At 54.5% G+C, this 21,382-nt stretch carries 20 protein-coding genes; 11 read left to right on the forward strand and 9 right to left on the reverse strand.

Annotated elements, in window-relative coordinates; all coding sequences use genetic code 11:
- Nucleotides 1-63 precede the first annotated feature (63 nt).
- A complete protein-coding gene (gene galU, locus HNQ83_RS07170; protein WP_137807631.1) occupies nt 64-897 on the reverse strand; it encodes a UTP--glucose-1-phosphate uridylyltransferase GalU in 834 nt (277 codons plus the stop codon).
- Between the two features lie 313 nt (nt 898-1,210).
- Here galU and galE point away from each other — a divergent pair, with 313 nt between their 5' ends.
- The 6 genes from galE (at nt 1,211) to HNQ83_RS07200 (ending at nt 7,412) form a co-directional block, all read left to right on the forward strand.
- Entirely contained in the window at nt 1,211-2,227 is a 1,017-nt protein-coding gene (gene galE, locus HNQ83_RS07175) for a UDP-glucose 4-epimerase GalE (protein ID WP_175388309.1), read from the forward strand.
- Nucleotides 2,228-2,463: 236 nt separating this feature from the next.
- Nucleotides 2,464-2,700, forward strand: a complete 237-nt coding sequence (locus HNQ83_RS07180) for a hypothetical protein (protein ID WP_175388310.1) — start codon at nt 2,464-2,466, stop codon at nt 2,698-2,700.
- 86 nt (nt 2,701-2,786) lie between these two features.
- Entirely contained in the window at nt 2,787-3,896 is a 1,110-nt protein-coding gene (locus tag HNQ83_RS07185; protein ID WP_372241879.1) for a polysaccharide biosynthesis/export family protein, read from the forward strand.
- A gap of 14 nt (nt 3,897-3,910) precedes the next feature.
- Nucleotides 3,911-4,576 carry a YjbF family lipoprotein gene (locus HNQ83_RS07190; protein WP_175388311.1) on the forward strand — a complete coding sequence of 222 codons (666 nt, stop codon included), beginning with the start codon at nt 3,911-3,913 and terminating at the stop codon, nt 4,574-4,576.
- Nucleotides 4,573-5,337, forward strand: a complete 765-nt coding sequence (locus HNQ83_RS07195; protein ID WP_175388312.1) for a capsule biosynthesis GfcC family protein — start codon at nt 4,573-4,575, stop codon at nt 5,335-5,337. The genes HNQ83_RS07190 and HNQ83_RS07195 overlap by 4 nt, the downstream gene beginning before the upstream one ends.
- Nucleotides 5,334-7,412: a YjbH domain-containing protein gene (locus tag HNQ83_RS07200; RefSeq protein ID WP_175388313.1), complete on the forward strand. Its 2,079-nt coding sequence runs from the start codon at nt 5,334-5,336 to the stop codon at nt 7,410-7,412. The genes HNQ83_RS07195 and HNQ83_RS07200 overlap by 4 nt, the downstream gene beginning before the upstream one ends.
- A 291-nt stretch (nt 7,413-7,703) precedes the next feature.
- Here the strand turns inward: HNQ83_RS07200 and HNQ83_RS07205 are convergent, their stop codons facing one another.
- The 4 genes from HNQ83_RS07205 to HNQ83_RS07220 form a co-directional block, all read right to left on the reverse strand.
- The gene (locus HNQ83_RS07205; protein WP_175388314.1) at nt 7,704-9,098 is read right to left on the reverse strand and encodes an undecaprenyl-phosphate glucose phosphotransferase; all 1,395 of its coding nucleotides are present in this window, start codon (nt 9,096-9,098) and stop codon (nt 7,704-7,706) included.
- A gap of 352 nt (nt 9,099-9,450) precedes the next feature.
- On the reverse strand, nt 9,451-10,119 hold the full coding sequence (locus HNQ83_RS07210; RefSeq protein WP_175388315.1) for a helix-turn-helix domain-containing protein: 669 nt from the start codon (nt 10,117-10,119) through the stop codon (nt 9,451-9,453).
- Between the two features lie 34 nt (nt 10,120-10,153).
- Entirely contained in the window at nt 10,154-10,909 is a 756-nt protein-coding gene (locus HNQ83_RS07215; RefSeq protein ID WP_137807622.1) for an EAL domain-containing protein, read from the reverse strand.
- Nucleotides 10,910-10,938: 29 nt separating this feature from the next.
- Nucleotides 10,939-11,679, reverse strand: coding sequence for a winged helix-turn-helix domain-containing protein (locus HNQ83_RS07220; protein ID WP_372241880.1), 741 nt, complete (start codon nt 11,677-11,679; stop codon nt 10,939-10,941).
- A 609-nt stretch (nt 11,680-12,288) separates the two neighbouring features.
- On the opposite strand from HNQ83_RS07220, the gene HNQ83_RS07225 reads away from it, so the two are divergent.
- On the forward strand, nt 12,289-13,122 hold the full coding sequence (locus HNQ83_RS07225; protein WP_137807621.1) for an undecaprenyl-diphosphate phosphatase: 834 nt from the start codon (nt 12,289-12,291) through the stop codon (nt 13,120-13,122).
- A 41-nt stretch (nt 13,123-13,163) separates the two neighbouring features.
- Here the strand turns inward: HNQ83_RS07225 and dusA are convergent, their stop codons facing one another.
- Nucleotides 13,164-14,159 carry a tRNA dihydrouridine(20/20a) synthase DusA gene (dusA, locus tag HNQ83_RS07230; protein ID WP_175388316.1) on the reverse strand — a complete coding sequence of 332 codons (996 nt, stop codon included), beginning with the start codon at nt 14,157-14,159 and terminating at the stop codon, nt 13,164-13,166.
- Between the two features lie 174 nt (nt 14,160-14,333).
- Between dusA and HNQ83_RS07235 the strand changes: the two genes are divergently transcribed.
- Entirely contained in the window at nt 14,334-14,993 is a 660-nt protein-coding gene (locus tag HNQ83_RS07235) for a hypothetical protein (RefSeq protein WP_175388317.1), read from the forward strand.
- Nucleotides 14,994-15,215: 222 nt separating this feature from the next.
- Here the strand turns inward: HNQ83_RS07235 and HNQ83_RS07240 are convergent, their stop codons facing one another.
- Together HNQ83_RS07240 and HNQ83_RS07245 are read right to left on the reverse strand one after the other, a co-directional pair.
- A complete protein-coding gene (locus HNQ83_RS07240) occupies nt 15,216-15,902 on the reverse strand; it encodes a fimbrial protein (protein ID WP_175388318.1) in 687 nt (228 codons plus the stop codon).
- Nucleotides 15,903-16,954: 1,052 nt separating this feature from the next.
- On the reverse strand, nt 16,955-17,932 hold the full coding sequence (locus tag HNQ83_RS07245; protein ID WP_175388319.1) for a fimbrial protein: 978 nt from the start codon (nt 17,930-17,932) through the stop codon (nt 16,955-16,957).
- A 576-nt stretch (nt 17,933-18,508) separates the two neighbouring features.
- On the opposite strand from HNQ83_RS07245, the gene HNQ83_RS07250 reads away from it, so the two are divergent.
- The 3 genes from HNQ83_RS07250 to HNQ83_RS07260 all read left to right on the forward strand — a co-directional run bounded on the left by HNQ83_RS07250 (nt 18,509) and on the right by HNQ83_RS07260 (nt 20,351).
- The gene (locus HNQ83_RS07250) at nt 18,509-19,090 is read left to right on the forward strand and encodes a fimbrial protein (protein ID WP_175388320.1); all 582 of its coding nucleotides are present in this window, start codon (nt 18,509-18,511) and stop codon (nt 19,088-19,090) included.
- A gap of 524 nt (nt 19,091-19,614) precedes the next feature.
- Entirely contained in the window at nt 19,615-19,956 is a 342-nt protein-coding gene (locus HNQ83_RS07255) for a DUF6124 family protein (protein ID WP_175388321.1), read from the forward strand.
- A 176-nt stretch (nt 19,957-20,132) separates the two neighbouring features.
- The gene (locus tag HNQ83_RS07260) at nt 20,133-20,351 is read left to right on the forward strand and encodes a hypothetical protein (protein WP_175388322.1); all 219 of its coding nucleotides are present in this window, start codon (nt 20,133-20,135) and stop codon (nt 20,349-20,351) included.
- 167 nt (nt 20,352-20,518) lie between these two features.
- Here HNQ83_RS07260 and HNQ83_RS07265 read toward each other — a convergent pair whose 3' ends face one another.
- Nucleotides 20,519-21,310, reverse strand: a complete 792-nt coding sequence (locus HNQ83_RS07265; RefSeq protein ID WP_175388323.1) for a transporter substrate-binding domain-containing protein — start codon at nt 21,308-21,310, stop codon at nt 20,519-20,521.
- Between the last annotated feature and the right edge of the window lie 72 nt (nt 21,311-21,382).

The following is a 21,382-nucleotide window of genomic DNA, read 5'->3' on the forward strand; positions in this document are numbered from 1 at the left end:
AGTGGTCCGCCTGGATGAAAGAATGGGAACGACAGCTCCGGAGCGGGAGCGATGTGGGGCTGGTTAAAGGCCCTTGAGATACAGCTGCTCATAACAGAAGTTGGTCGCGTCGATGTAGCCTTCCGCACTACCGCAATCAAAGCGCAGGCCGTCGAACTTGTAGGCCAGTACGCAACCGTTTTTCGCCTGCTTCATGAGCGCATCGGTGATCTGGATTTCGCCGCCCTTGCCGGGTTGAGTGTCCGCGATCAAGTCAAAAATATCCGGGGTCAGAATGTAGCGCCCGATGATCGCCATATTGGACGGCGCGTCTTCGGGAGCCGGCTTTTCCACCATGGTATTGACCCGGTAGATGCCCTCTGAAATCAGGTCTCCGGCGATCACACCGTATTTATGCGTCTGATCGCGAGGCACTTCCTGGATCGCCACGATCGAGCAGCGGAATTTTTTGTAGAGCTTGATCATCTGCGCCAGGACACCGTCGCCGTGCAGGTTCAGGCACAGGTCGTCGGCCAGCACCACGGCAAAGGGTTCATCACCGATCAACGGTCGACCACTGAGAATGGCATGCCCCAGACCCTTCATTTCGACTTGGCGGGTGTAGGCAAAGGTGCAGGTTTCGATCAGCTCCCGGGTACTGGCGAGAAACTTTTCTTTCTCGGTGCCGCGAATCTGATGTTCCAGTTCATAACTGATGTCGAAATGATCTTCCAGCGCCCGCTTACCCCGACCGGTCACGATCGCCATGTTCTGAAGGCCGGCATCCCGTGCTTCTTCAACGGCATATTGAATCAAGGGCTTGTTGACGATCGGCAGCATTTCCTTGGGCATTGCTTTTGTTGCAGGCAGGAAACGCGTGCCGTAGCCAGCGGCGGGGAACAAGCATTTACGAATCATAGTGAGTTCCTGGGAAGTCATTGTTCACGACCCGATGGGATATGACTTAACTTGGGTCGTGAGTTGCGATGTATTGCCAAGTTTACTTAATACATGAGGCGATTGTGGGTGGCAATTGTTAGAGGGAGGGTAGTGGGTAATTGTTATTAGTTGTCGGCATGAATGTTATTTAGTTAGTTTTAGTCGGTATGTGTTCGTGGTGTCGGGTTCTGCAAGGTGCTAATTAAGCAGGATGTTTAATTGCGGTGAGTGAGTGTTTTAAACACGGCGCTTGCTAGTTAGTCCTTCAAATATCCCCATTATGGACCGTTTTATGAAAATACTCGTAACGGGTGGGACCGGTTATATCGGTTCGCACACTGCACTTGCGCTGCTTGAGTCGGGCGCTGAAGTGATTGTGCTGGATAACCTGAGTAATAGTTCCGCTGCCGCCTTGCATGCGGTGGAAGCCATCTGCGGTAAAACCGCATTAATGATTCAAGGGGATGTCTGCGACCGGGCCTTGCTGGACCGGATTTTCCAAGAGCATTCCATTGATGCCGTGCTGCATTTCGCCGGGCTCAAGGCGGTCGGCGAAAGCGTGCGCAAACCGCTTGAGTATTACCAGGCCAACGTCAGTGGCAGCGTCACGCTCTGCCAGGCGATGGCGGCGGCCGGCGTATTCCGCCTGGTGTTCAGTTCGTCGGCGACGGTTTACGGCGCCCCTGAGCAGATGCCGATCCGTGAAGATTTCCCCACCGGTTCCCCCACGAACCCTTACGGGCAGTCCAAGTTGATCGTGGAGAACGTGTTGCAGGATCTGTGTAAGACGGACCCGCGCTGGAGCATCGCGTTGTTGCGCTATTTCAATCCGGTCGGGGCGCACCCCAGTGGGCTCATGGGTGAGGACCCCCGCGGCATTCCGAACAACCTGGTGCCCTATATCAGCCAGGTTGCCGTAGGTAGCCTGCAAGAACTGTCGGTGTTCGGTGACGATTACCCCACGGTCGATGGCACCGGTGTGCGCGACTACATTCATGTGGTGGACCTGGCGGACGGACATCTCAAGGCATTGCAGGCGATCTCGGGGCGCACCGGCATCAACATCTGGAACCTGGGCACGGGTGACGGCTACAGCGTCCTGCAAGTGCTGCAGGCATTCGAACAGGCTTCGGGCCGACCAGTGCCTTATCGCGTGATGCCGCGCCGCCCGGGCGACGTCGCCGAGTGTTGGGCCGATCCCTCCAAGGCGGCGCAGGAGCTGGGCTGGAAGGCCACCCGGGATTTGCGGCAGATGATGATGGACACCTGGCGCTGGCAATCCGGGCATCCCGGGGGGTACCAGGGGTAAGGTTTTTCGCGCGAATGTTATTTCCGGTGGAAACGTTAAGGATCGTCGGAAAAATTGACTGGTCATGGGGGCGGTAAGCCCGTACATATAAAGACTGCCGTTCAACGTGTGTCAGTCATGCGGTGTTGGCGACGAATAACGGATTCGATTCGACACCCTGCGGCTTGATCATGTTCTGTAATTAACCGGACACCTGGTATCAATCCAAAGGGGCGAGTATCAGGGAGGAGTTTGATATGCAAAGAATGATGGTAATAGCCCTGTTATCCCTGACCAGCAGTTGGGCGCTCGCCGCAGAAGAACCGCTGACTACGGACACGGCAGTCGTCGGTAGCGTAACCGCCACGGAGGCCGTCCTGGCCGGTACGGCATTGGTTGCAGCGGGAGTTGCAGCGTCCAACAGTGGTGGAAGTTCCAATGGCGGAACCACCGGCACCACTGGCACTACCGGGACCACCGGTACAAGTAACTGAAAAATCCCGCAGGTTTAAATACAAGATCGCCCGGTTAATCCCGGGTGATCTTGTTTTGGTTTGCCCTTGAATAGCGTAGTGCCATTATGAATCGTCGTTTTCCTTTTTTAATGCTGGCAAGTATTGCTTTGCAAGGTTGCATGTTTTCGCCGGGTCAACATCTAAGTACCAGTGATATCACTCGTGAAGGGTCCAGCGAAAGCAGTCGGGTCGAGCTGATTCCTATCACCCCAAAGCTGATTGCCATGGAAAGAGCCACACCTGCGCGCGATTCACTGCCTGCGGAATTGCTGGCGGCACCGGCCGAGTACCTCATCGGCAATAACGATGTCTTGTACATCACGGTTTGGGATCACCCCGAACTCACCGCGCCTTCGGGGGCGCAGCAGCAGATCGATGCGAACGGACGCCTGGTCCGGTCCGATGGCACGCTCTATTACCCTTACATCAAAGAAATCCGGGCCGCTGGCAAGACCATCCAGCAACTGCGATCCGATATCGCCGAGAAGTTGTCGACGTTCATTTCCGATCCGCAAGTGGATGTCGCCGTGTTGCGCTTTGCCAGCCAGAAAGTCGTGGTGTCGGGCGCTGTGCTGAAGGCCGGTCCGCAGCCGATTTCCACCAACCCGCTCAGCGTTGTCGAAGCCTTGGGTTCCGCGGGTATCGATCCGTTGAATGCCGATCTGTCCGGGTTGCTGTTGACGCGCAACGGTCGGGTCTATCCGCTGAATCTCGATGCGCTCAATCAACAGGACTCCGAGTTGCAGAAGGTCTACCTGCGAGGCGGTGACCAGTTGTACCTGCCGTACAACGACAACAAAAAGATTTATGTGATGGGTGAGGTCAATCAGCCGCGCGCGTTGACGTTCAAGACCCGCACCATGAACCTGTCCGACGTTATCGGTTCGGTGGGCGGGTTGAATCAGACCACGTCCAACGGCAACGCCGTGTATGTCATCAGGGGTGTGGAAAACCTGGATGTGGAACCGGCGAAAATCTTTCAGCTGCAAGCCGAATCGCCTACCGCCATGGCCCTCGCTACGCACTTTGATGTCCACCCCAAGGACATTGTTTACGTTGGACCTGCCAACGTCACCCGCTGGAACCGCTTTATCAGTCAATTGGTGCCATCGGCTTCGATTATCGGCATCGGCGCAGCCGCGCAAAACAACATGAGCGAAGCCAACAACCGATAAGGCCTGATCCAACTGTGAGAACGTTGAATGTTAGCGTCTGCTTGATGGCGGCCTTGCTGTTGTGTGGATGTAATCCCCTGATGACGGCCACGTTGACCAACCTGAAAGGGGCGGTCAGCGGGCCCGACGAACTGGACGTGACACCGGCCCAGGTGGCCGCGATTCGTTATCCCCAACTCAAACTGACCACCCCTTCCGGCGAGGGGGTGTTGGCGATGGTGCGCCAGCGAGATGACTTGCAGTACTGGGTAGCGTCCGGCAAGCAAGTGCTGTTGCTGCGCGACGGTTTGGCGGTGCGCAGCGTTGGCCTTGGTCTGGAGGGCGATCTGGACGGCACTCGTGTGGCCGACACCTCGCCTTTCAAGCAAGGCCTTCATCGCGTGCCCGATGGCTACAGCAGTCAACGCTGGATCGATCTTTATCACGGCTATGAAACGGGTGTGGCGTTGAACAGCCGTTTTGTGCGACAGCCCATGGAAACCATCAGGATTCTGGACAAGGAATACGCTGTGCTGCGTGTCGATGAGCAGATTGATGCACCGGCGATTGGCCTGCATGCGACCAATCATTATTGGGTCGACCCGGACAACGGTTTCATCCTGCAGAGTGAGCAGCAGCTGACGAAGCGATTGCGGGTGAAGATCGTTCGACTGACCTCTGAACGCGAGGTTGTCCGTTGAAGTTTTCCTCCCTGTTATGGACATGCCTGCTGCTCGTCACCAGCGGTGTGAGCGTGGCGGCAGTGACCGTCAGTGGCGATGTACGCAATCCGGGGCCGGTCGACCTGCCTGCCGGCGCGCGCGTACTGGACGTGATCCGCTCAGCGCAACCCAATCCCGAGGGCTACTGGCTGGCCGCCGCCTGGTTGCGCGAGCCGTTGCTCGATGAGCAGACGCGCCTGAAAGCCGGTGTCCTGTTCGATTTGAAAGTCTTGCAACGTACCGCGTTGCTCTTCGAGCAAACCGGTCGCGCTGCGTTAGCGATGCAATTGCATGAGCAAGTCAGCCGCTGGCCGGTCACGGGACGTCAGGTTGCCATACTGGACCCGATCGCTGTGGAGGTTGGGTTTGCTCGCAACTTCCGTCTCGATGACGGCGACAGCCTGGTCTACCCCATGCGTTCGAACGTGGTTGAAGTGCTGGGCGCCGTCGCGCAGCCGTGCCGGTTCGAGCATCGCGCCATGCTGCAGGCCCGTGATTACCTGCAGGCGTGCGCGCCCCTTGCCGATGCCGACCCCGATTACCTGTGGCTCATCCAGCCCGATGGCGTGACCCGCCGCGTCGGCATTGCGCCGTGGAATCGCGAGAGCGGCCAGGTGCCTGCCGCCGGCAGCAAAATCCTGGTTCCCGTGAGAACCGACGATCTAAATCCGCCCATACCTGAACTGAATCAGCAGTTGGCTGAATTTCTTGCCACACAAACGGCTGAGGTGGTTCCTTGAGTTTACGTTTTGCAGCCGTGTTGTTATTGCCTTGTGGATTGGCCCATGCCGAACCGCGATGGACTCAGAATGATTTTGGCGGGGTCGGGTTGTTGCAGACCCCCACGGCCCGAATGGCGCCTGCGGGCGAGTTGAGCGTCAATGCCAATCGCACCCGTCCGTACAGTCGCTACAGTGTTTCATTGCAGCCATTCGAATGGCTTGAAGGTTCGTTCCGCTACACCGCGATCACCAACCGTCCCTACGGCCCGGAGTCGCTCAGTGGCGACCAGAGCTATAAAGACAAGGCCGTGGACGTCAAGCTGCGCCTGTGGCAGGAAAGCTACTGGGCGCCCGAGCTGGCCCTGGGGTTTCGCGACGTGGGGGGCACCGGGTTGTTCTCCAGCGAATTTCTGGTGGCTAACAAACGCTATGACGACTTCGATTTCAGCGCCGGCATTGCCTGGGGATACCTGGGTAATCGGGGTGACTTCGATAACCCGGCGGGCTGGATCGACGATCGCTTCAAGACCCGGCCTGAGGGCGAGGGCACCGGTGACGTCAACACCAATGCCTATTTTCGTGGAAGGCCCTCGTTCTTCGGTGGCGTGAGCTACCAGACGCCCTGGGATCCTCTCAGCCTGAAGCTCGAATACGAAGGCAACGACTACAAGAACGAGCCCAAGGACAACGCCATCAAGCAGGACTCGCCGATCAACATTGGCGCGGTGTTCAAGCTGACGGATTCGGTGGATCTCAGCGCCGCCTGGGAGCGCGGCAACACCGCGATGTTCGGCATCACGTTGCACACCAATTTCGTCAGCCGCAAGGCGCCGGCCAAGACCTACGACCCGCCGGCTGAACGCCTGCCTGCGCAAGCACCGACCACCGCACCGGATCAGGTCAACTGGGCCGACGTGTCCCAACGCCTGCAGAAAAATGCCGGTTACAAGGTCGAGCGCATCACTCAGCGGGGGCCGGAACTGTTCGTGTACGGCGAGCAGGCGAATTACTTCCATTCGGCAAAAGCCGTTGGCCGCGCCAGCCGTATCCTGGACAACAGCGTCAACGACGACATCGACTGGTTCACCCTGGTGAACAAGCGCTATGACATGCCGCTGGAAGAAACCAGCGTGCCTCGTCAAACGTTCCGCGAAGTGGTCAACAATGAAGAGCCGCTGCAAAGTCTGCATCGCACCACCGAGGTCAACGGGGCGATGCCGCACGCGGAGACGACGCTTTATACCCAGGCGCGTGATCCCTTCAACTACGGTGTCGGCCTGGGCTACAAACAGAACGTCGGTGGTCCTGACGGGTTGCTTTATCAGGTGACGGCCGATGCGGATGCCGAGTACCGCTTCACCCGCAATACCTGGTGGAGCGGCCTGCTCAGCGTCAATCTGCTGAACAACTACGACCACTTTACCTACGATGCACCGAGTGGATTGCCACGGGTGCGCACGGATCTGCGCCAGTACCTGACGACTTCCGACGTCACCATGCCCACCTTCCAGTTCAACCACGCCAAGCAGTTGGATAAGGACCTGTATGGCATGGTTTACGGTGGCTATCTGGAGTCCATGTTTGCTGGCGTCGGTGGTGAAGTGCTTTTTCGCCCGGCGGGTGAGCGCTGGTCGGTCGGCGCAGACCTGAACTACGTTCGCCAGCGTGACTTCGACCAGGGCTTTGGCCTGCGTGACTACTCGACCGTTACCGGCCACGTCACCGGTTATACCGACTTGCCGTTCGATGCCCAGGCAGCCGTCAGCGTCGGACGCTACCTGGCGCGGGACTGGGGGGCCACGGTCGACCTGTCGCGCGAATTCTCCAACGGTGTGCGCTTCGGTGCCTGGGCCACCATCACCACCGCGACTAGTGCGGAGTACGGTGAGGGCAGCTTCGACAAGGGCATTTACCTGTCCATTCCTTTCGACGAAATGATGAGCATGTCGACGATGCGCCGCGCCAATATCGTCTGGTCGCCATTGACCCGGGACGGCGGTGCCCGGCTCAACCGCAGCTACTCGCTGCACGCCATGACCGATAGCCGTGACAGTGACCTGTTCTACCGTAACTTCGAGAAAATCACTGAGTGATGGCGGGCGATCTACAGGGCGACAAGCCTTGTAGATCGCAGGGCCCACACGCGAAAGGGAAGACCGTGGCCGGTCGTACCCTGAGCCTCCAGCGCGGCGCTCGCTGCGTTTCGACCCCCTATGAAACGATGCCTTGGACAGTCTGTGCCGGGAACGGGCACGCGTCGCTGATCCTGCGGTTTCGTGTGGCTGGCGCGGCAGCTCAACGCCGCCAGCGGAACTCAATCCTTACCCATGAAAAAGGGGACTTGCGTCCCCTTGATGTGTTGCCTGTGCCCGACTATCCGCCCATCAATAGATGTCCTTGGAGAGCAAGGTGAAAGGGGTCTTCACCAGGATTTTCAGGTCCAGCCACAACGACCAGTTGTTGATGTACTTGAGGTCGATCTCGACGCGCTGCTGCATCTTGTCGAGGGTGTCGGTCTCGCCGCGGCATCCACTGATTTGAGCCAGGCCGGTGATGCCCGGTTTGATTCGGTGGCGAGCCATGTAGGCGAGAATTTTGCCGGAGTAGTAGTCATTGTGAGCAACGGCATGCGGACGCGGCCCGACAAGGGCCATGTGGCCTTGCAAGACATTGAACAACTGCGGCAACTCATCGAGCGAGGTACGACGGATGAAGCGTCCGACCGGTGTAATCCGCGAATCGTTACGGCTGGCCTGTTTCACCTCGTGATCGTCATGGACGCGCATCGAGCGAAACTTCCAGACCTTGATCACCTTGCCGTTCCAGCCATGACGGTCCTGTTTGAAGAAGACCGGACCCTGGGAGGTGAGTTTGACCGCCAGGCCGATGGCCAACAGCAGCGGGCTCAGAACCACGATAGCCATCAGTGCCACGCTCTTGTCGAGCAGGCTTTTGCTTAGCGCGGCGGTGGGTTGGCTGGTGAGCGGGCTTTCATTCAAATGGATCGCCGGAAGGCCATCCACATCACTGACCGAGTGATTGAGCAGGGTCAGGCTATTCAGGTCCGGCACCCAGACAACATCGACGTGTGCATCGAGCAAGTCGCCGTACATGGCTTCGATCTGTGCCGCCTCGCTCAGGGGCAGCGTGATGTACAGGCGTCGGATCTCGTGGGCCTTGATCAGGTCCAGCAGCGCTTCTTGCGGGCCAACGACAGGAGGTGCACCCGCCTCCAGCAGGGGCGTGGAGTCGGAACTGACCAGGCCAACCAGCGGGAAGTGCTCGAGTGTTCGAAGTTTGCTGGCCAAGCCCAAAGCCAGCTCGCCAGTCCCCACGATGAGCGTTTTGCGCTCACGTTGAAGCGAGCGTTGGTAGTACTTCGAGAAACCCTGCAGCGGGACATACAGCAGTGCCTGCCCGACATAACTGCCGATTGCCCAGACCAGAATGATTTGACGGGAAAACAGTTCGTTGGCCTTGCACAGGAAGGCCACAATAGCCAACGCCGCCAAAGTCATTGCCCAACCCATCAATAATCGGATCAACCCTTCCAGGTAATTATCCTTCTTGGCATAAACACCACACCATGTATAGGCGGGCACCGATGCCAGTACCGTCAGTGTTGCGCACACACGATAATAAAACTCTACCGTTCCCGTCTGGTTATAAACCAATAGAAGTAACAGGGTGACAACAAAACCCTGACCCAATGCCCACTGTCCCCAGAAGGTCAATCCTTTGAGAGTGGTATTTCGATTGATACGAAGATTGTTAACCATGCGATATCCCCAAAATACGTCCATACGCGAGTCGACAGACAAGAACCAAAGTTGATCTGGCAAGTGTTATTGTTTTTATAAGAGGGCCATCCGTTGACGAACTGAAACGCCAAAGGGCGGCGCTGTCGTCAGTAAACAGATTAAGTTATTGCCGTGAGGGGTGTCTGACGACTTCTAACGGGGCGTTAGTGTGGGTGGCCGGCATATCAGGGTGGCGGGGCGCGTTATAAATAGTCGATGTTGTAGCAGGGTGACGTGGGTTTTTATCGAAGGAGAGGCCAGGGTGATAGAGAAAGCAGGCCGGTGTGCATTATTGTTATTGTAGTGCACGGCCAGTGAATGTTTTATTTGTTTAGATCAGGTTTTTTCCACGTACGATTTTTTGTATCAGGCAATACCCGCGATTTCTGACTGCACGAAAAAGACGCTCGCCATTGCTGGCATTCTTGAACTTCTCCTGCAGTCGACTCAGGCACATTTCGAGACCTCGATAGTGTTCGGGTTCTCTACCGATACTACGGATAAGGTCATCCTTGCTGACGACACGATCATCATGATGCAGCATTTTCTTGAGCAGTGTGGCCTCCAGGCCAGTCAAGACAATCTCGATATCATCCTTGATCAAAGCGCCGTTGCCATTGCTTAATCGCCAGGTTTCGGCGGCCGAATGAGCGAGGCGATCCCGCGTGTCATCCTTGGCTTCAACTGTAATGGAGGCGATGTTATTGCGCTGAGTAGCGGACTGGGCCGCTTGCCACTCGGACTTGAATGTCGAAAGAATGCGCTGTGTATCATGCTTGATAACAGGTGAGACCATTCTTTCCACGTGGGGGTAAATAAACTCCATGAGTTTAGGGGCGGAGGAGGGTGGGGTCACGCCTTCAACAAACATTTTTGCCTGTGAGGTACCGAACGCGTTATAGCGCTTGCTCGATAACAGTGCCTCCAGCTCAAGTTGAAGTGCAGGGCTATGGGTGACTACGACAAAGTATTTTCTCGGGAGGTTTGTGCTGCTTTCCATGTCTCTCTCCTGAATTGCACGCCTGGACGTTGGTTTAAAGGTTGTCGGCAGGGGAGTAATGGCTCCCTTGAAAGTAATCAAAGGGCAACGCTCGCGCCAGTACATGGCTAGCAGCATGCTCGACGCTGTCCGCTATAAAGCAGACTTTGGTGTTATGAGCCTGCAGGGTCATACGTTCATAAAGTCGATTGAAGAGTTCCGGGTTACTCGTAAGCTTGAGGCTCAAGTCTAGGGATGAAATAGAGATCTTGATATAGTCGAATAGATTCAAGGTTGTAAATATCTCGATACTTTCATCGTAGATATTGAAGCCGTCGAATGCGATTTCAATGCCGTGATCTTTCAATTGATACACGTTGTGGAGGATTTTCTTTTTATCGGTGAAGCTGACCGCCGGCAGGGGCAGCTCGTTTAGCGCGACCACCAGTGTCTGGCCGAAACCACGCAGGGCGTCACTGCACTGGATCAGCTCCTCGGTGAGGGCGGCATGGGCGAGCGCTGACTGCTCCACGCAGACAAAACGACGGCTCAGGTATTTGTTTTGGCTAGACAGGTTGCGATCTTTCAATGAGAAAGCGATCAGACGGGTCTGCATCAGTGCTTCACTGTAGATGCCATTCATCTGATGTGTCGCCGGTGCGTAGGATGCAAGGGCGGACAGGACCTGACTGTCGTCAGATTTTATTTTGATCTCGCTGCCAAATGGGCAGTCATCGCGTGTAAGAATCAATTGCCGAGACAAGTAATGATTCGCACGCTCGAAGCGAGGCACGCATTCGGTTGCGTTCATGATGCAAAAACTCCATTGCATATTGGTCATCAGGTGGTAGAAATAAAACCCCTGATCAGGCGATATCCATGCCCGCGAATACTTTGAATGGCGTTGGTGCCATACAGATCTTTAATTTTGCCGCGAAGGCGGCTGATCGATTTTTCCAAGGCTCTTGGGTCATAAAAATTTATATTAAGGCCCATGACGTTGGCGATTTCGTCATGACTTAATATGTGGCTTTTCGTCTGAGAGAACGCTTCAAGAATCCGCATTTCTGCAAACGATACATCAAGCTTTTTATCGTCCCCGATCAGGCACATGCGCGTGGGGTCCAAAAGCAGAAGGTCTTTTTTCTGCCATTCCGGACTGCTGAAGATCCCGGAAAATACCTCGGTGTTTTCCTCGGGCATATTGTTGAATTTCATGCAGTAATCGGCGCCGGCTAGATAGTATTTCATCTTGTTGTAGGTGCCCGGCCCGGTGATCGCTGCAAAAATGATCGACCCGATATTGTCTGAGCGAAGATCTTCAATCAGGGCAATGCTGTCAGTAATCGCCTGTGGGCTATCAATGATCACAAAAATCCCGCGATACAACTCCAGGTGCTTGTTTCTATTGAACGAGTTGCTGTAGCACGTTGCTACTACTGGCATATCGGAACCAGCGTGCCTGGTGACTAATTCCTTGAAATTCTCCGCCAGCATGTGGGTCCGCCCAATGGTGAGAATCCCTGTCTGCTCCTTTGCCTGGTTGTGATATGAAGTCGTTGTATTTCCTGTAAGCATCATGCTTTGATCCGGCTGGGTGCTGACATCTGGATGTTAAAGCACCGATTCTCATTTGTGACTGACAATTGGTAACATTTCATCGAAATTTGAAGTGGTCGGCTGGTTTTTTTAACGTTGCGGGTGAATCTGGCGTGATCGTTGGCGTTCTTGAGGTTTGGATGGAGAACTCTACAGCTAAATTTCCCACGTCAAAGCAAACATAGCACTATGCCATCCTTTTCCCGATCTCCCGATTTTCCGGCGCCATAAGCTTGACGCACGGCTGAGTGTTGGTATCGATTCTAAATTGCTATCGAAAATTAATATCCACTGAAATTTTGTGTGTTTTGGCATTAGCTGATGCTGTCTCCGTTAGAGGTGTTTCGTACGAATGAGGGATATATAACTTTTCTTTCGTTAGTTCTGGCGGTGGACATTTGATAACAAACGGTTTTATTGCACGGCTTGATGCGTTTTACTCTCGCGTTCGCCAAGTAGTCATTGTCAGGTCTTGATTGGAATCAGGCTCGATTTGTTCTTTTCGAGTGGATCCTGTTGCAATGAACTTCAGGCGTTTAAATTGGCAGCAGGCCCTTCATGGGATGTTCATGAGGGTCTAACGGGGGATTGATGGATCTTTGGACCACTGTATCGGTGTTGATTCTGGGATTGGTTGAAGGGCTCACCGAGTTTTTGCCCATCTCCAGCACCGGGCACCAGATTATCGTTGCAGACTTGCTCGACTTCGGCGGTGAGCGGGCAATGGCCTTTAATATCATTATTCAACTGGGCGCCATCCTTGCGGTCGTCTGGGAGTTTCGACACAAGATCCTCGAAATCGTCAGCGGTTTACCCACCCAACGCAATGCACAGCGTTTTACCTTGAACCTGTTGATCGGTTTCATGCCGGCAGTTGTCCTGGGGGTATTGTTCGCCGACAAGATTCACGAATACCTGTTCAACCCGATCACCGTGGCGATGGCCTTGGTGGTGGGGGGGATCGTCATGTTGTGGGCCGAGGAGCGCAACCATGTGGTGTACGTCGATCATGTCGATGATATGCGCTGGCCAGATGCTCTCAAGGTCGGTTTCGCACAATGCCTGGCGATGATTCCCGGCACCTCGCGCTCCGGATCGACCATTATCGGTGGACTGTTGTTCGGTCTGTCACGCAAGGCAGCGACCGAGTTCTCGTTCTTCCTGGCCATGCCGACCATGGTCGGCGCCGCCGTCTATTCCGGCTACAAGTACCGGGATCTGTTCCAGGCGGGCGACTTGCCCGTATTTGCCCTCGGCTTCGTGACGGCGTTCCTGTTCGCCATGATCGCCGTTCGAGGCTTGCTCAAGTTCATTGCCAACCACAGTTACGCGGCATTCGCCTGGTACCGAATCGTATTCGGTCTACTGATCCTGGCCACATGGATATTCGGTTGGGTCAACTGGACGGAAGCAGCGGCGCTCTGAATGTGTGCACTCGGCCGTGGTGTCCCACGGCCGAGTCACGCTTAACGTCCCTCGAGCAACTGCGCCGCCTGATCCAGCAACGCCAACGGTTCCTTGGCCTTGTGAATGTCCACCGACAACAACTGCCGAAACTTGCGCGCCCCCGGAAACCCGGTGCCCAGCCCCAACACATGTCGAGTGATGTGGTGCATCGAACCGCCGGCATCGATGTGCGCAGCGATGTAAGGCCGCAACTGCGCCAGTGCTTCGGCTCGAGTGATCACCGGGGCGGTGCTGCCGAACAGCTGCTGATCCACCTCAGCCATCACATAAGGATTGTGATACGCCTCGCGGCCCAACATCACACCATCGAAGGTCTGCAAATGCTCGTGGCAGGCCTCGAGCGTCTTGATTCCACCGTTGAGAATAATCTCCAGTTCCGGAAAGTCCGCCTTCAACCGCGCCGCCACGTCATAACGCAGCGGCGGAATGTCCCGGTTCTCTTTCGGCGACAACCCCTCCAGAATCGCAATCCGCGCATGCACGGTAAAACTGGTGCATCCGGCCTCACGAACCGTACCGACGAAATCACACAACTCTTCGTAACTGTCGCGCCCATTAATCCCGATGCGATGCTTCACCGTCACCGGAATCGACACCGCATCGCGCATCGCCTTCACACAATCGGCCACCAACTGCGGATGCCCCATCAGGCACGCGCCGATCATATTGTTCTGCACCCGATCACTCGGGCAGCCGACATTCAGATTCACCTCGTCGTAGCCGTGTTCCTGGGCCATGCGCGCGCAGGCGGCTAGATCCAGCGGAACACTGCCGCCCAGCTGCAACGCGAGCGGGTGCTCGGCTTCGTTGTGGCGCAGAAAGCGGTCGTGATCACCGTTGAGCAGCGCGCCAGTGGTGACCATTTCGGTGTAGAGCAGGGCGTTTTTCGACAGTAGGCGCAGGAAAAAACGGCAGTGGCGGTCAGTCCAATCCATCATCGGGGCGACGGAGAAGCGGCGGGAAAGCGGAGCGGGTGTGGCGGTGATTGGGGGCATTGGGGATCTGGAATCGGTGGGGCGAAAGGCAGGAGTTTATCAGGAATGGGTGAGTAGGGTTGAGGCGAGTCCTGCGGCAGTGGTCCTTTGGATGTCGGGAATGAGCGAGACAGGTCCTGGAGCGGCTGATAGCATCTAGCCACTAACTACAAGGCTGTTCGAGGAAGGGATCCCATGTTGAAGAAAATTGCGTCATTTGCGTTAGTCACCGCCAGCATTTTTGCATTCGCGCAAAGCGCAGCCGCCGAAGACAAGCTCTTCAAGAATTATGTCTATCAATCCCCTCTCGCGAACTACACCGAAGCCGCTGGTTACTACGACTGTTCCGAAGATGTCGGCGGGACGGCCAGGTGCATCGACGGTGTCGATTTCCTGGAAGAGAAATTCACTGTGGCGTTGGTGTTCTCGGGGGACAAGTTGATCATGGTATCGCTGATCAGCCCGCTCGATCAGGATTTGTATGGCAAAGCCATTGCCGGGCTTTCCAAGACATTCACGTTGGTATCCATGACGGATGATAAGTCGATGCTGGACGTGGTCGAAGTCTCAAGGAAAGTGAGTAGCCGAGACGAGTTGACAGCGAAATTATCCAATTATGAACAGGTAGGCCTGACCTCTGGGAGTTTGACCTACACGTTTCTGGAAGGTGTGAATGCCAAGGGGCAGTCGAATGCAATTGCTGCGTTGAACGCATCGCCTGAGAATACGAGGTCTGCTGAGTTGGTGCTTGCCGGGGAAGGGGCTGACGCGGGGCTGTTGATCCGGTTTTCGTTTCCTCGGTTGGAGGCCAACAAGATTATTCAGGCGGCCAAGAAGCCTGTTGAGGCTTTCTAGCCTGGGTTTGGAGAGGGGACGGATTAAATAAATCTGTCCCCTTTTCTTCTCAGTTGGACAGTTCGAGGATCGCCGCTTCTAGGGCGAGCTGGTTTTCGTTGAGTTTGTGTAGTAACGGCGGCAACAGATCTGTGTGGGGCATGGCGCATTCTCCGTGGCGCCTTCAGCGTAGCAGGCGGTCACGGAGAGAGTCTGATCATCGGGTCACACCGGAGCCTGGCCTTATTCCAGGACTGTCTCAAACACTAACAGGGTATTGATTGCTCCCGGTGTTTGAGCTTCATCGGGATTACGGTGAAGTTCTGCAGTAAAACTCTGTCTAAAACCATCAGCGGTAAAGGCCAAGCCATTGTCCGCTAGTGAATTTTTCTTCGATAGATCGAGGTATTGACCGTTATTGTTTTTCAATCGGACCTGAATACCCTTTGCGCAGTTTGTGCAAGTGCCATTTCTGAGTGCTGTCCCATCGCTCCTGATCCGCGGGGAGCGGAACGTTAGCGCGGTAGAGAACACGTAATCCACTACATTATTCGCTCCTCCACAATTACCAAATTCGATAGAAAACGGCTGACTGCCCCCCACGTTGGAAATTTCGCCAAAATCAACTTTGATATCGGTGCTGACTAATGAACATGAGTTGACCGGAGTTTCTCCGCCGTCAAATGGTAGGATTTCGTGCCTGATTAAAGTTTCAGGGCGGCGATAGTTGTCGCGTGAATAGAGATGATTGTATGTAGGTTTCAATGTGTGGGGGCCCACGGGGACCGAACCGACCTTGACAAAACGGTATGGGCCAGCCTGCGAATTACCGACAGCCCCAGTCCCGTTAACGAGAAAGAATGCGTGCCCAGCAAGGGTGGGATTTCTGCACGTATCTCCCCATAATTCGATACCTGGTACAGTTGTCAAACATCTACCTCCGGCGGAACCAGGTGTCTGCTCTCCAGCGAATAACACTACTTGTGCTCCGCGTGTGCAAGTATGGGTAGCCTTGAAGTAGTACTCCCCTACGGTAGACCCGATAGGGGCTGTGGCTAAATCGGCAAAAAGCGTTATCTCCCCTCTAACGTTTTCGAAGTTACAACCACCGTTTGAAAATGACAGTGCGCTTGCTGTTTGACTATACCCGCAGGCAAAAATCAGTAGTATAAAATAGCGATACATCGTGACCCCGACTAATGTGCTTAAGTTATTCTGTTCGGCTGTATTTTTAAAAAGCTAGCCGGTGAATCCTGGGGTTGGTTGTGGAGCGCAGCCGCGTGGGTGGCGCTGAAGATATTTAAACTTATGATGTTTTAGTATTTACGGGAAGCGGAAATATCTGCGCATTGCGTAGGATGTGGACTACATTGAGTAGAGCAACAGCTGTTATATGCATGATCGCGTCGTTGGCGTTTGTAATCGTGTAACGGTGGGGCAATCTAATAAAGCGATATAGGACTGACCCTACAAAAAATAGGAATTGTCGACTTTATTTGGAACAGTTCATCAGGAAACCTTGTGTTTGATTTTTTCAGAAAGTTTGCAGATTCGTGCAAGCAGCAGAGCGTGAAGGATAAACACGGAGAATTTTTTTGCTTTCACGGATAGCTTCGGAACGGTCCTACAGGCTCAGTGTTTAAAACTCTTTAACGTACAGATCTGGCCGTAATGGAGAGGAAGTGGAGAGGGGAGGCAGGTCGGGTCGAGCGTCTCGGCGGATCAAGGCGTTGTCGGTAATCTCTAGAAAGTCTCGATCGTGTCTTGCTTAAACTTTGATACACGCGGTGTAGCAAATGGCCGTGCCGGGCCAAGCGGGCCGGGAGGCGGATGGTTAAATGCACCCCATCCATCATGGGTGCAACGGAAACCTCCGAGTTGGAGCAGCAGGTGAGATTGAGGCGGAGGATAACAAGGCATACCGAGTGGTATCTGGATGAAATGGAGAAGCTCCGATCGAGAGATAAAGGTCAGGCCTGGCCTTAATCCAGGACGGTCTCAAACACTAGTTGGGTATTGATCGTCCCCGGTGTTTGCGCCTCATCGGGATTACGTTCAAGTTCTGCGGTAAAGTTCTGTCTAAAGCCATCGTCGGTAAAGCTCGTGCCGTTGCCCGACAATGAATTCAATTTCGACAGATCGATGTATCGACCATTCGCGTTTTTCAATCGGATCTGAATACCTTTCGCACAGTTGGTGCAGGTACCATTTCTCAGCGCTGTCCCATCGCTCCTGATCCGCTCGGAACTGAACTTTAACGCTGTAGCAAACACGTAATCCACTGCATTATTTATGTCGCTGCAATTACCGAACTCCAATGAAAATGGTTGCGTGCCCCCCACGTCGGAAACTTCGCCAAAATCCACATTCACGTTGGTGCTGACCAGTGAGCAGGCATCACTACCAGCACTGCCTCCATCACTAGGTAGGTTAACTCCAAGTCGTTTGACCACATCATTGCGTACTACGGGTACTACAGCTACAAGACTAGTGTCGATTGGAGCCAGATTGTAGTTTCCTGGGGGGACGGGGCCAACTTTTATAATGGCCGCGGGATCTGATTTTAAATATTGGGGGAACGTACCCAGAGAGTCAGCTACAATCAGTGTGGGGCCGTAAGCGGCATTGCCCTCCAAGCAAGCTCCATTAAACCTTAGTTCAATATTGGGTATCGTGGTTCTGCAAGGTAAAGCGTGGCCGGTGGTGTATGGCAACTGCTTCTCCAAAGCAATACGTACATATCTATAGGCGTCACCGGGTTGTCGTACACAGTGAGTGACTGTGCCAGATGCTTCAAAGGTTCCCACCTGGGAGCCTATAGGGGCAGTTGCCAAATCAGCAGTGAAGGCGGTGGTGCCTTGAACGTTTTGAAAATTGCAGCCGTAATGCTCAAAGGACAGCGCTGTGGCTGTTTGGCTGTATAGGCATGCAATGACTAATAGGAGTAAATAGCGGTGCATATTGGCCTCCATTTAATAGTTTGAGCAGGGAGTTTTTGCTGAACGTCATCGATAAAAATTGAGATGATGGGTCGCGACTCAACGGTTAGGAGACTAATTAGTGATTAGATTTCTTCGTGCGGATGAGGACGCCTATCGTCTGTGATTTGCAGGCTAACGGTTAAGGCTTTGCAGGGGTATAGGATGGGTCTGATAGTGCGGGGTGAAGCGTCCTACAGGGTGGTCGAATCAGCAGTTTTTATAAAGTGTTTTAACTTCGTCTTTTTGAAGGTTCTGGATTTCAGGTATAGCAATTTAGCAGAAAAATGCACTGAGCTGGAGCTGTGTTTTCTAGTTCCTACGTTAGACCAAACCGAAATCAAGTTTGACGTTGGTGGTGCGAGGTTTGTAGCCCGTCGGCGCATTATTAATTTAGATTCAATGCTGGCAGCTGCGCTAACTGGTAGTAGTCCAGTTCCTACGAAATGATAAGATAGGTCCTACAGCTAACTCGGTTTTTTCCTTCGTGCGTCAAGCAGCTATTTTTTTAGATTGAATCTCGCATGTTTTGTTACCTGAAAATACTGGAGCTTCATTGTGAAAAAAATTTCCATACTGGCATTGAGTCTATTGGCTGCTGCAGCAATGGCGACGAATGCCAATGCTTCGAATGGCACACTGCAATTCAACGGTAATTTAACCGATGCCACTTGCTCCATCACCGCTGTAGGCGGGGCCGCATCACAGAGTGGTTCGGATGTGATCATCGACTTGGGTACTGTTTCGTTTGGGGACTTGCGCACGGCCACTCCAGGCGTTGGAACCGTGACTGGTTTTAATGACTTTTCCTTTCGACTCGATTGCACGGGCGCTCAACAGTTTCAGAGTTTGGTCCTGAATTTTGATCCGCGCTCCGGGACCGGTGTGGACCGTAACGACAGCCGCCTGCTCGCCTTGGCACCAGGTGGTGCCAGCGGAGCAGCAGTGGCCGTCACCGACGCTCAAGGCCAAATTATTAATTTGTCCAGCACGCAAAGACTGATAGCGAACCTCACGGGGACCGGCGGCCCAGGTCGATTTGCTTTTTTTGATATGGGTGCGGCTTACCTCAAGACCTCCGGTCCCGAGATGGTGGGTGTGGCCAATGCCAGCCTGCCGTTTGTGATTACTTATCAGTAAATGTGTACTGAGCCTTCTTCTTGAAGGCTCTTTTTTATTGGCTTGGCGCCAACAGTAGGATGTTGAGTAAGTAACGGTGGTACGAAAGTGGTACGGAGAATTCAAAGTACCGACCAGGCCCTTTATTGACGGTGGTGCGCAGAATAGCTTGTCCCATCCATCATCGGGCGGAGCTAACGACCTCGTGTTGATGAAATCACCCAGATGTAGGACATTTCCCGCCATCTCTGTCGGATTCGCCCATCTTGTGCTCCCTTACCCACCCCGATAGCCTTCTCCTAGTCGCTGCAAAATCAGCGACAAGGGTGTGGAAGCCCTTCAAAAGATCTAGGCGCACAGGCGCCACCCGAATTTAAGCAGGCGCTTTTTTCATGTCTGCTGTTAAATTATGGCGGCTGTGCGCGGGGCACTTTCGAGTGCGCCGGGTTCCTAGATCCCCGGTCTTCCACACCTGCGCACAGCTGCCACCTATCATGTGGAAGTGATGCTGGCAGTTCCTTTAGTTAATTCTAGGAACGCAAACGATGAAAAAAATCACGCCCGATCCACCCGAAGCGCCAAATGCTTCCGACCTCGACGAGCTGTCCAAAGCCAGTCATCTCGCTGTCAGTAAACGTCTACGCAATCCAAATCACGCCGATCCCATCTGTCATGTGTTTACCATCGTGCCCAACGTTGATACTGAAACCTTGCTTTGTCTCGCCTGTGAAACGCTCGCGTCGCTGAATGTCCTCACCACCGATCTGGCCTGTAAGCTCGAAGGCTCACCACGCAGTCTGGCGTTGTCGATTCAGCAACTGGCGGTTGTCGGGGAGCTGCTGGTGAATCGGGCATTGGATAATGTCGATCCGCCCGTGGGTGCATGAGTGTACGGCTGTAATAAAGAAGGGCGCCCTTAACGGGCGCCTTGTTCATTGGAGAAACCACCGCACCTGAACCAACGCTGTCACCCAGCAAAGTTTCATCATCCCCACCCGCTCGGCAGCCTAGGATGAAGGCATACATTCAAGCCACCACGCCTCCCTCCCACAGGACTCAGAAAATGATCTCACGCCTCGCCAAAGTCGCGCTCATCGCCGGTGTTGTGTTGTTGAGCGCCTGTTCCGGAGTGAGCACTACAAACCGCTATTCCGCAGAAAGCGTGCCGTCCAGCGGCTTTGGTCCGGGGCCGACCAACACGGCTGGCAAGATGAGTTTCCATGGCAGTGCGCTCGGCAGCAGCTTTGGTGAGTACAGCTCGGGGCTGTTGCACGACGACTGATTGGATATCAGCTGTTTGACATCGCAATGGAGAAGGCTGACGGCAGGAACCAATGCTACTCGCTTAAGCCTGAGCTTCTAAATTTGTGGCGACAGACGCAGGGGGCCGCTGTGCGACCCAACGGGGATAAATCCCCTCGCCACAGATTGCTTGTTTGACGGTGTTCGTTACTTACCCTCTGGTGCCGCGATCCACTGCCCCAGCACCTTCTGATAATTCCCCGTCACCTTGGCCAGATGCAGCCACTGATCGACATACAACTTCCACGTCATGTCGTCACGCGGCAGCAGATAAGCCTTTTCCCCATATTGCATGTACTGCGTCGGATTCACCGCACACAGTCCCGGTTTGAGTTTCTGCTGGTAGAGCGCCTCCGAAGCGTCAGTGATCATCACGTCGGCCTTCTTGTCCAACAGCTCCTGAAAGATGGTGACGTTGTCGTGCAGCTGCAGTTGCGCCTTGGGCAGGAAGGCGTGGACGAAGGCTTCGTTGGTGCCGCCGGCCGGTTCGACCAGGCGGACTGTAGATTGGTTGATCTGGTCGATGGTTTGGTACTTCGCTTGGTCTTCACAGCGTACCAGCGGGATTTTTCCGTCGACGTCCAGGGTGGTGCTGAAGAAGGCTTTTTTCTGCCGTTCCAGGGTGACCGAGATGCCACCCATGCCGATATCGCATTTGCCGGCGAGCATGTCGGGCATCAGGGTTTTCCAGGTGGTTGGCACCCACTGGACCTTGACGCCGAGGCTGTCGGCCAGGGTGCGGGCCATGGCGATGTCGATGCCTGAGTATTCGCCGTCCTCGGCTTTGTAGGTATAGGGTTTGTAGTCGCCCGTGGTGCAGACGCGCAGTTGGCCTTGTTGAATGACGCTGTCCAGGTGCGATGGGGCTTCCTGTGCCTGGGTGCCGAGTGATAGCGCCAGGAGGCCGCTGAGCATCAGGGTGTTGTTGATGTTTTTCATTGTTATCGGGCTTTTGTGGTGGGTGGTGTCGAACGGGGGGAGTGTAGTGAAATTTTCAGGAAAATCGGTGGC

The sequence above is a fragment of the Pseudomonas sp. C2B4 genome, from assembly GCF_013359695.1.
Lineage (GTDB): Bacteria > Pseudomonadota > Gammaproteobacteria > Pseudomonadales > Pseudomonadaceae > Aquipseudomonas.

What these genes read in the sequence shown, in the direction of transcription:
- galU (WP_137807631.1), bottom strand. Translation starts at nt 897, where the DNA reads ATGATTCGTAAATGCTTGTTCCCCGCCGCTGGCTACGGCACGCGTTTC.
- galE (WP_175388309.1), top strand. Translation starts at nt 1,211, where the DNA reads ATGAAAATACTCGTAACGGGTGGGACCGGTTATATCGGTTCGCACACT.
- HNQ83_RS07180 (WP_175388310.1), top strand. Translation starts at nt 2,464, where the DNA reads ATGCAAAGAATGATGGTAATAGCCCTGTTATCCCTGACCAGCAGTTGG.
- HNQ83_RS07185 (WP_372241879.1), top strand. Translation starts at nt 2,787, where the DNA reads ATGAATCGTCGTTTTCCTTTTTTAATGCTGGCAAGTATTGCTTTGCAA.
- HNQ83_RS07205 (WP_175388314.1), bottom strand. Translation starts at nt 9,098, where the DNA reads ATGGTTAACAATCTTCGTATCAATCGAAATACCACTCTCAAAGGATTG.
- HNQ83_RS07210 (WP_175388315.1), bottom strand. Translation starts at nt 10,119, where the DNA reads ATGGAAAGCAGCACAAACCTCCCGAGAAAATACTTTGTCGTAGTCACC.
- HNQ83_RS07215 (WP_137807622.1), bottom strand. Translation starts at nt 10,909, where the DNA reads ATGAACGCAACCGAATGCGTGCCTCGCTTCGAGCGTGCGAATCATTAC.
- HNQ83_RS07220 (WP_372241880.1), bottom strand. Translation starts at nt 11,679, where the DNA reads ATGATGCTTACAGGAAATACAACGACTTCATATCACAACCAGGCAAAG.
- HNQ83_RS07225 (WP_137807621.1), top strand. Translation starts at nt 12,289, where the DNA reads ATGGATCTTTGGACCACTGTATCGGTGTTGATTCTGGGATTGGTTGAA.
- dusA (WP_175388316.1), bottom strand. Translation starts at nt 14,159, where the DNA reads ATGCCCCCAATCACCGCCACACCCGCTCCGCTTTCCCGCCGCTTCTCC.
- HNQ83_RS07235 (WP_175388317.1), top strand. Translation starts at nt 14,334, where the DNA reads ATGTTGAAGAAAATTGCGTCATTTGCGTTAGTCACCGCCAGCATTTTT.
- HNQ83_RS07245 (WP_175388319.1), bottom strand. Translation starts at nt 17,932, where the DNA reads ATGCACCGCTATTTACTCCTATTAGTCATTGCATGCCTATACAGCCAA.
- HNQ83_RS07255 (WP_175388321.1), top strand. Translation starts at nt 19,615, where the DNA reads ATGAAAAAAATCACGCCCGATCCACCCGAAGCGCCAAATGCTTCCGAC.
- HNQ83_RS07260 (WP_175388322.1), top strand. Translation starts at nt 20,133, where the DNA reads ATGATCTCACGCCTCGCCAAAGTCGCGCTCATCGCCGGTGTTGTGTTG.
- HNQ83_RS07265 (WP_175388323.1), bottom strand. Translation starts at nt 21,310, where the DNA reads ATGAAAAACATCAACAACACCCTGATGCTCAGCGGCCTCCTGGCGCTA.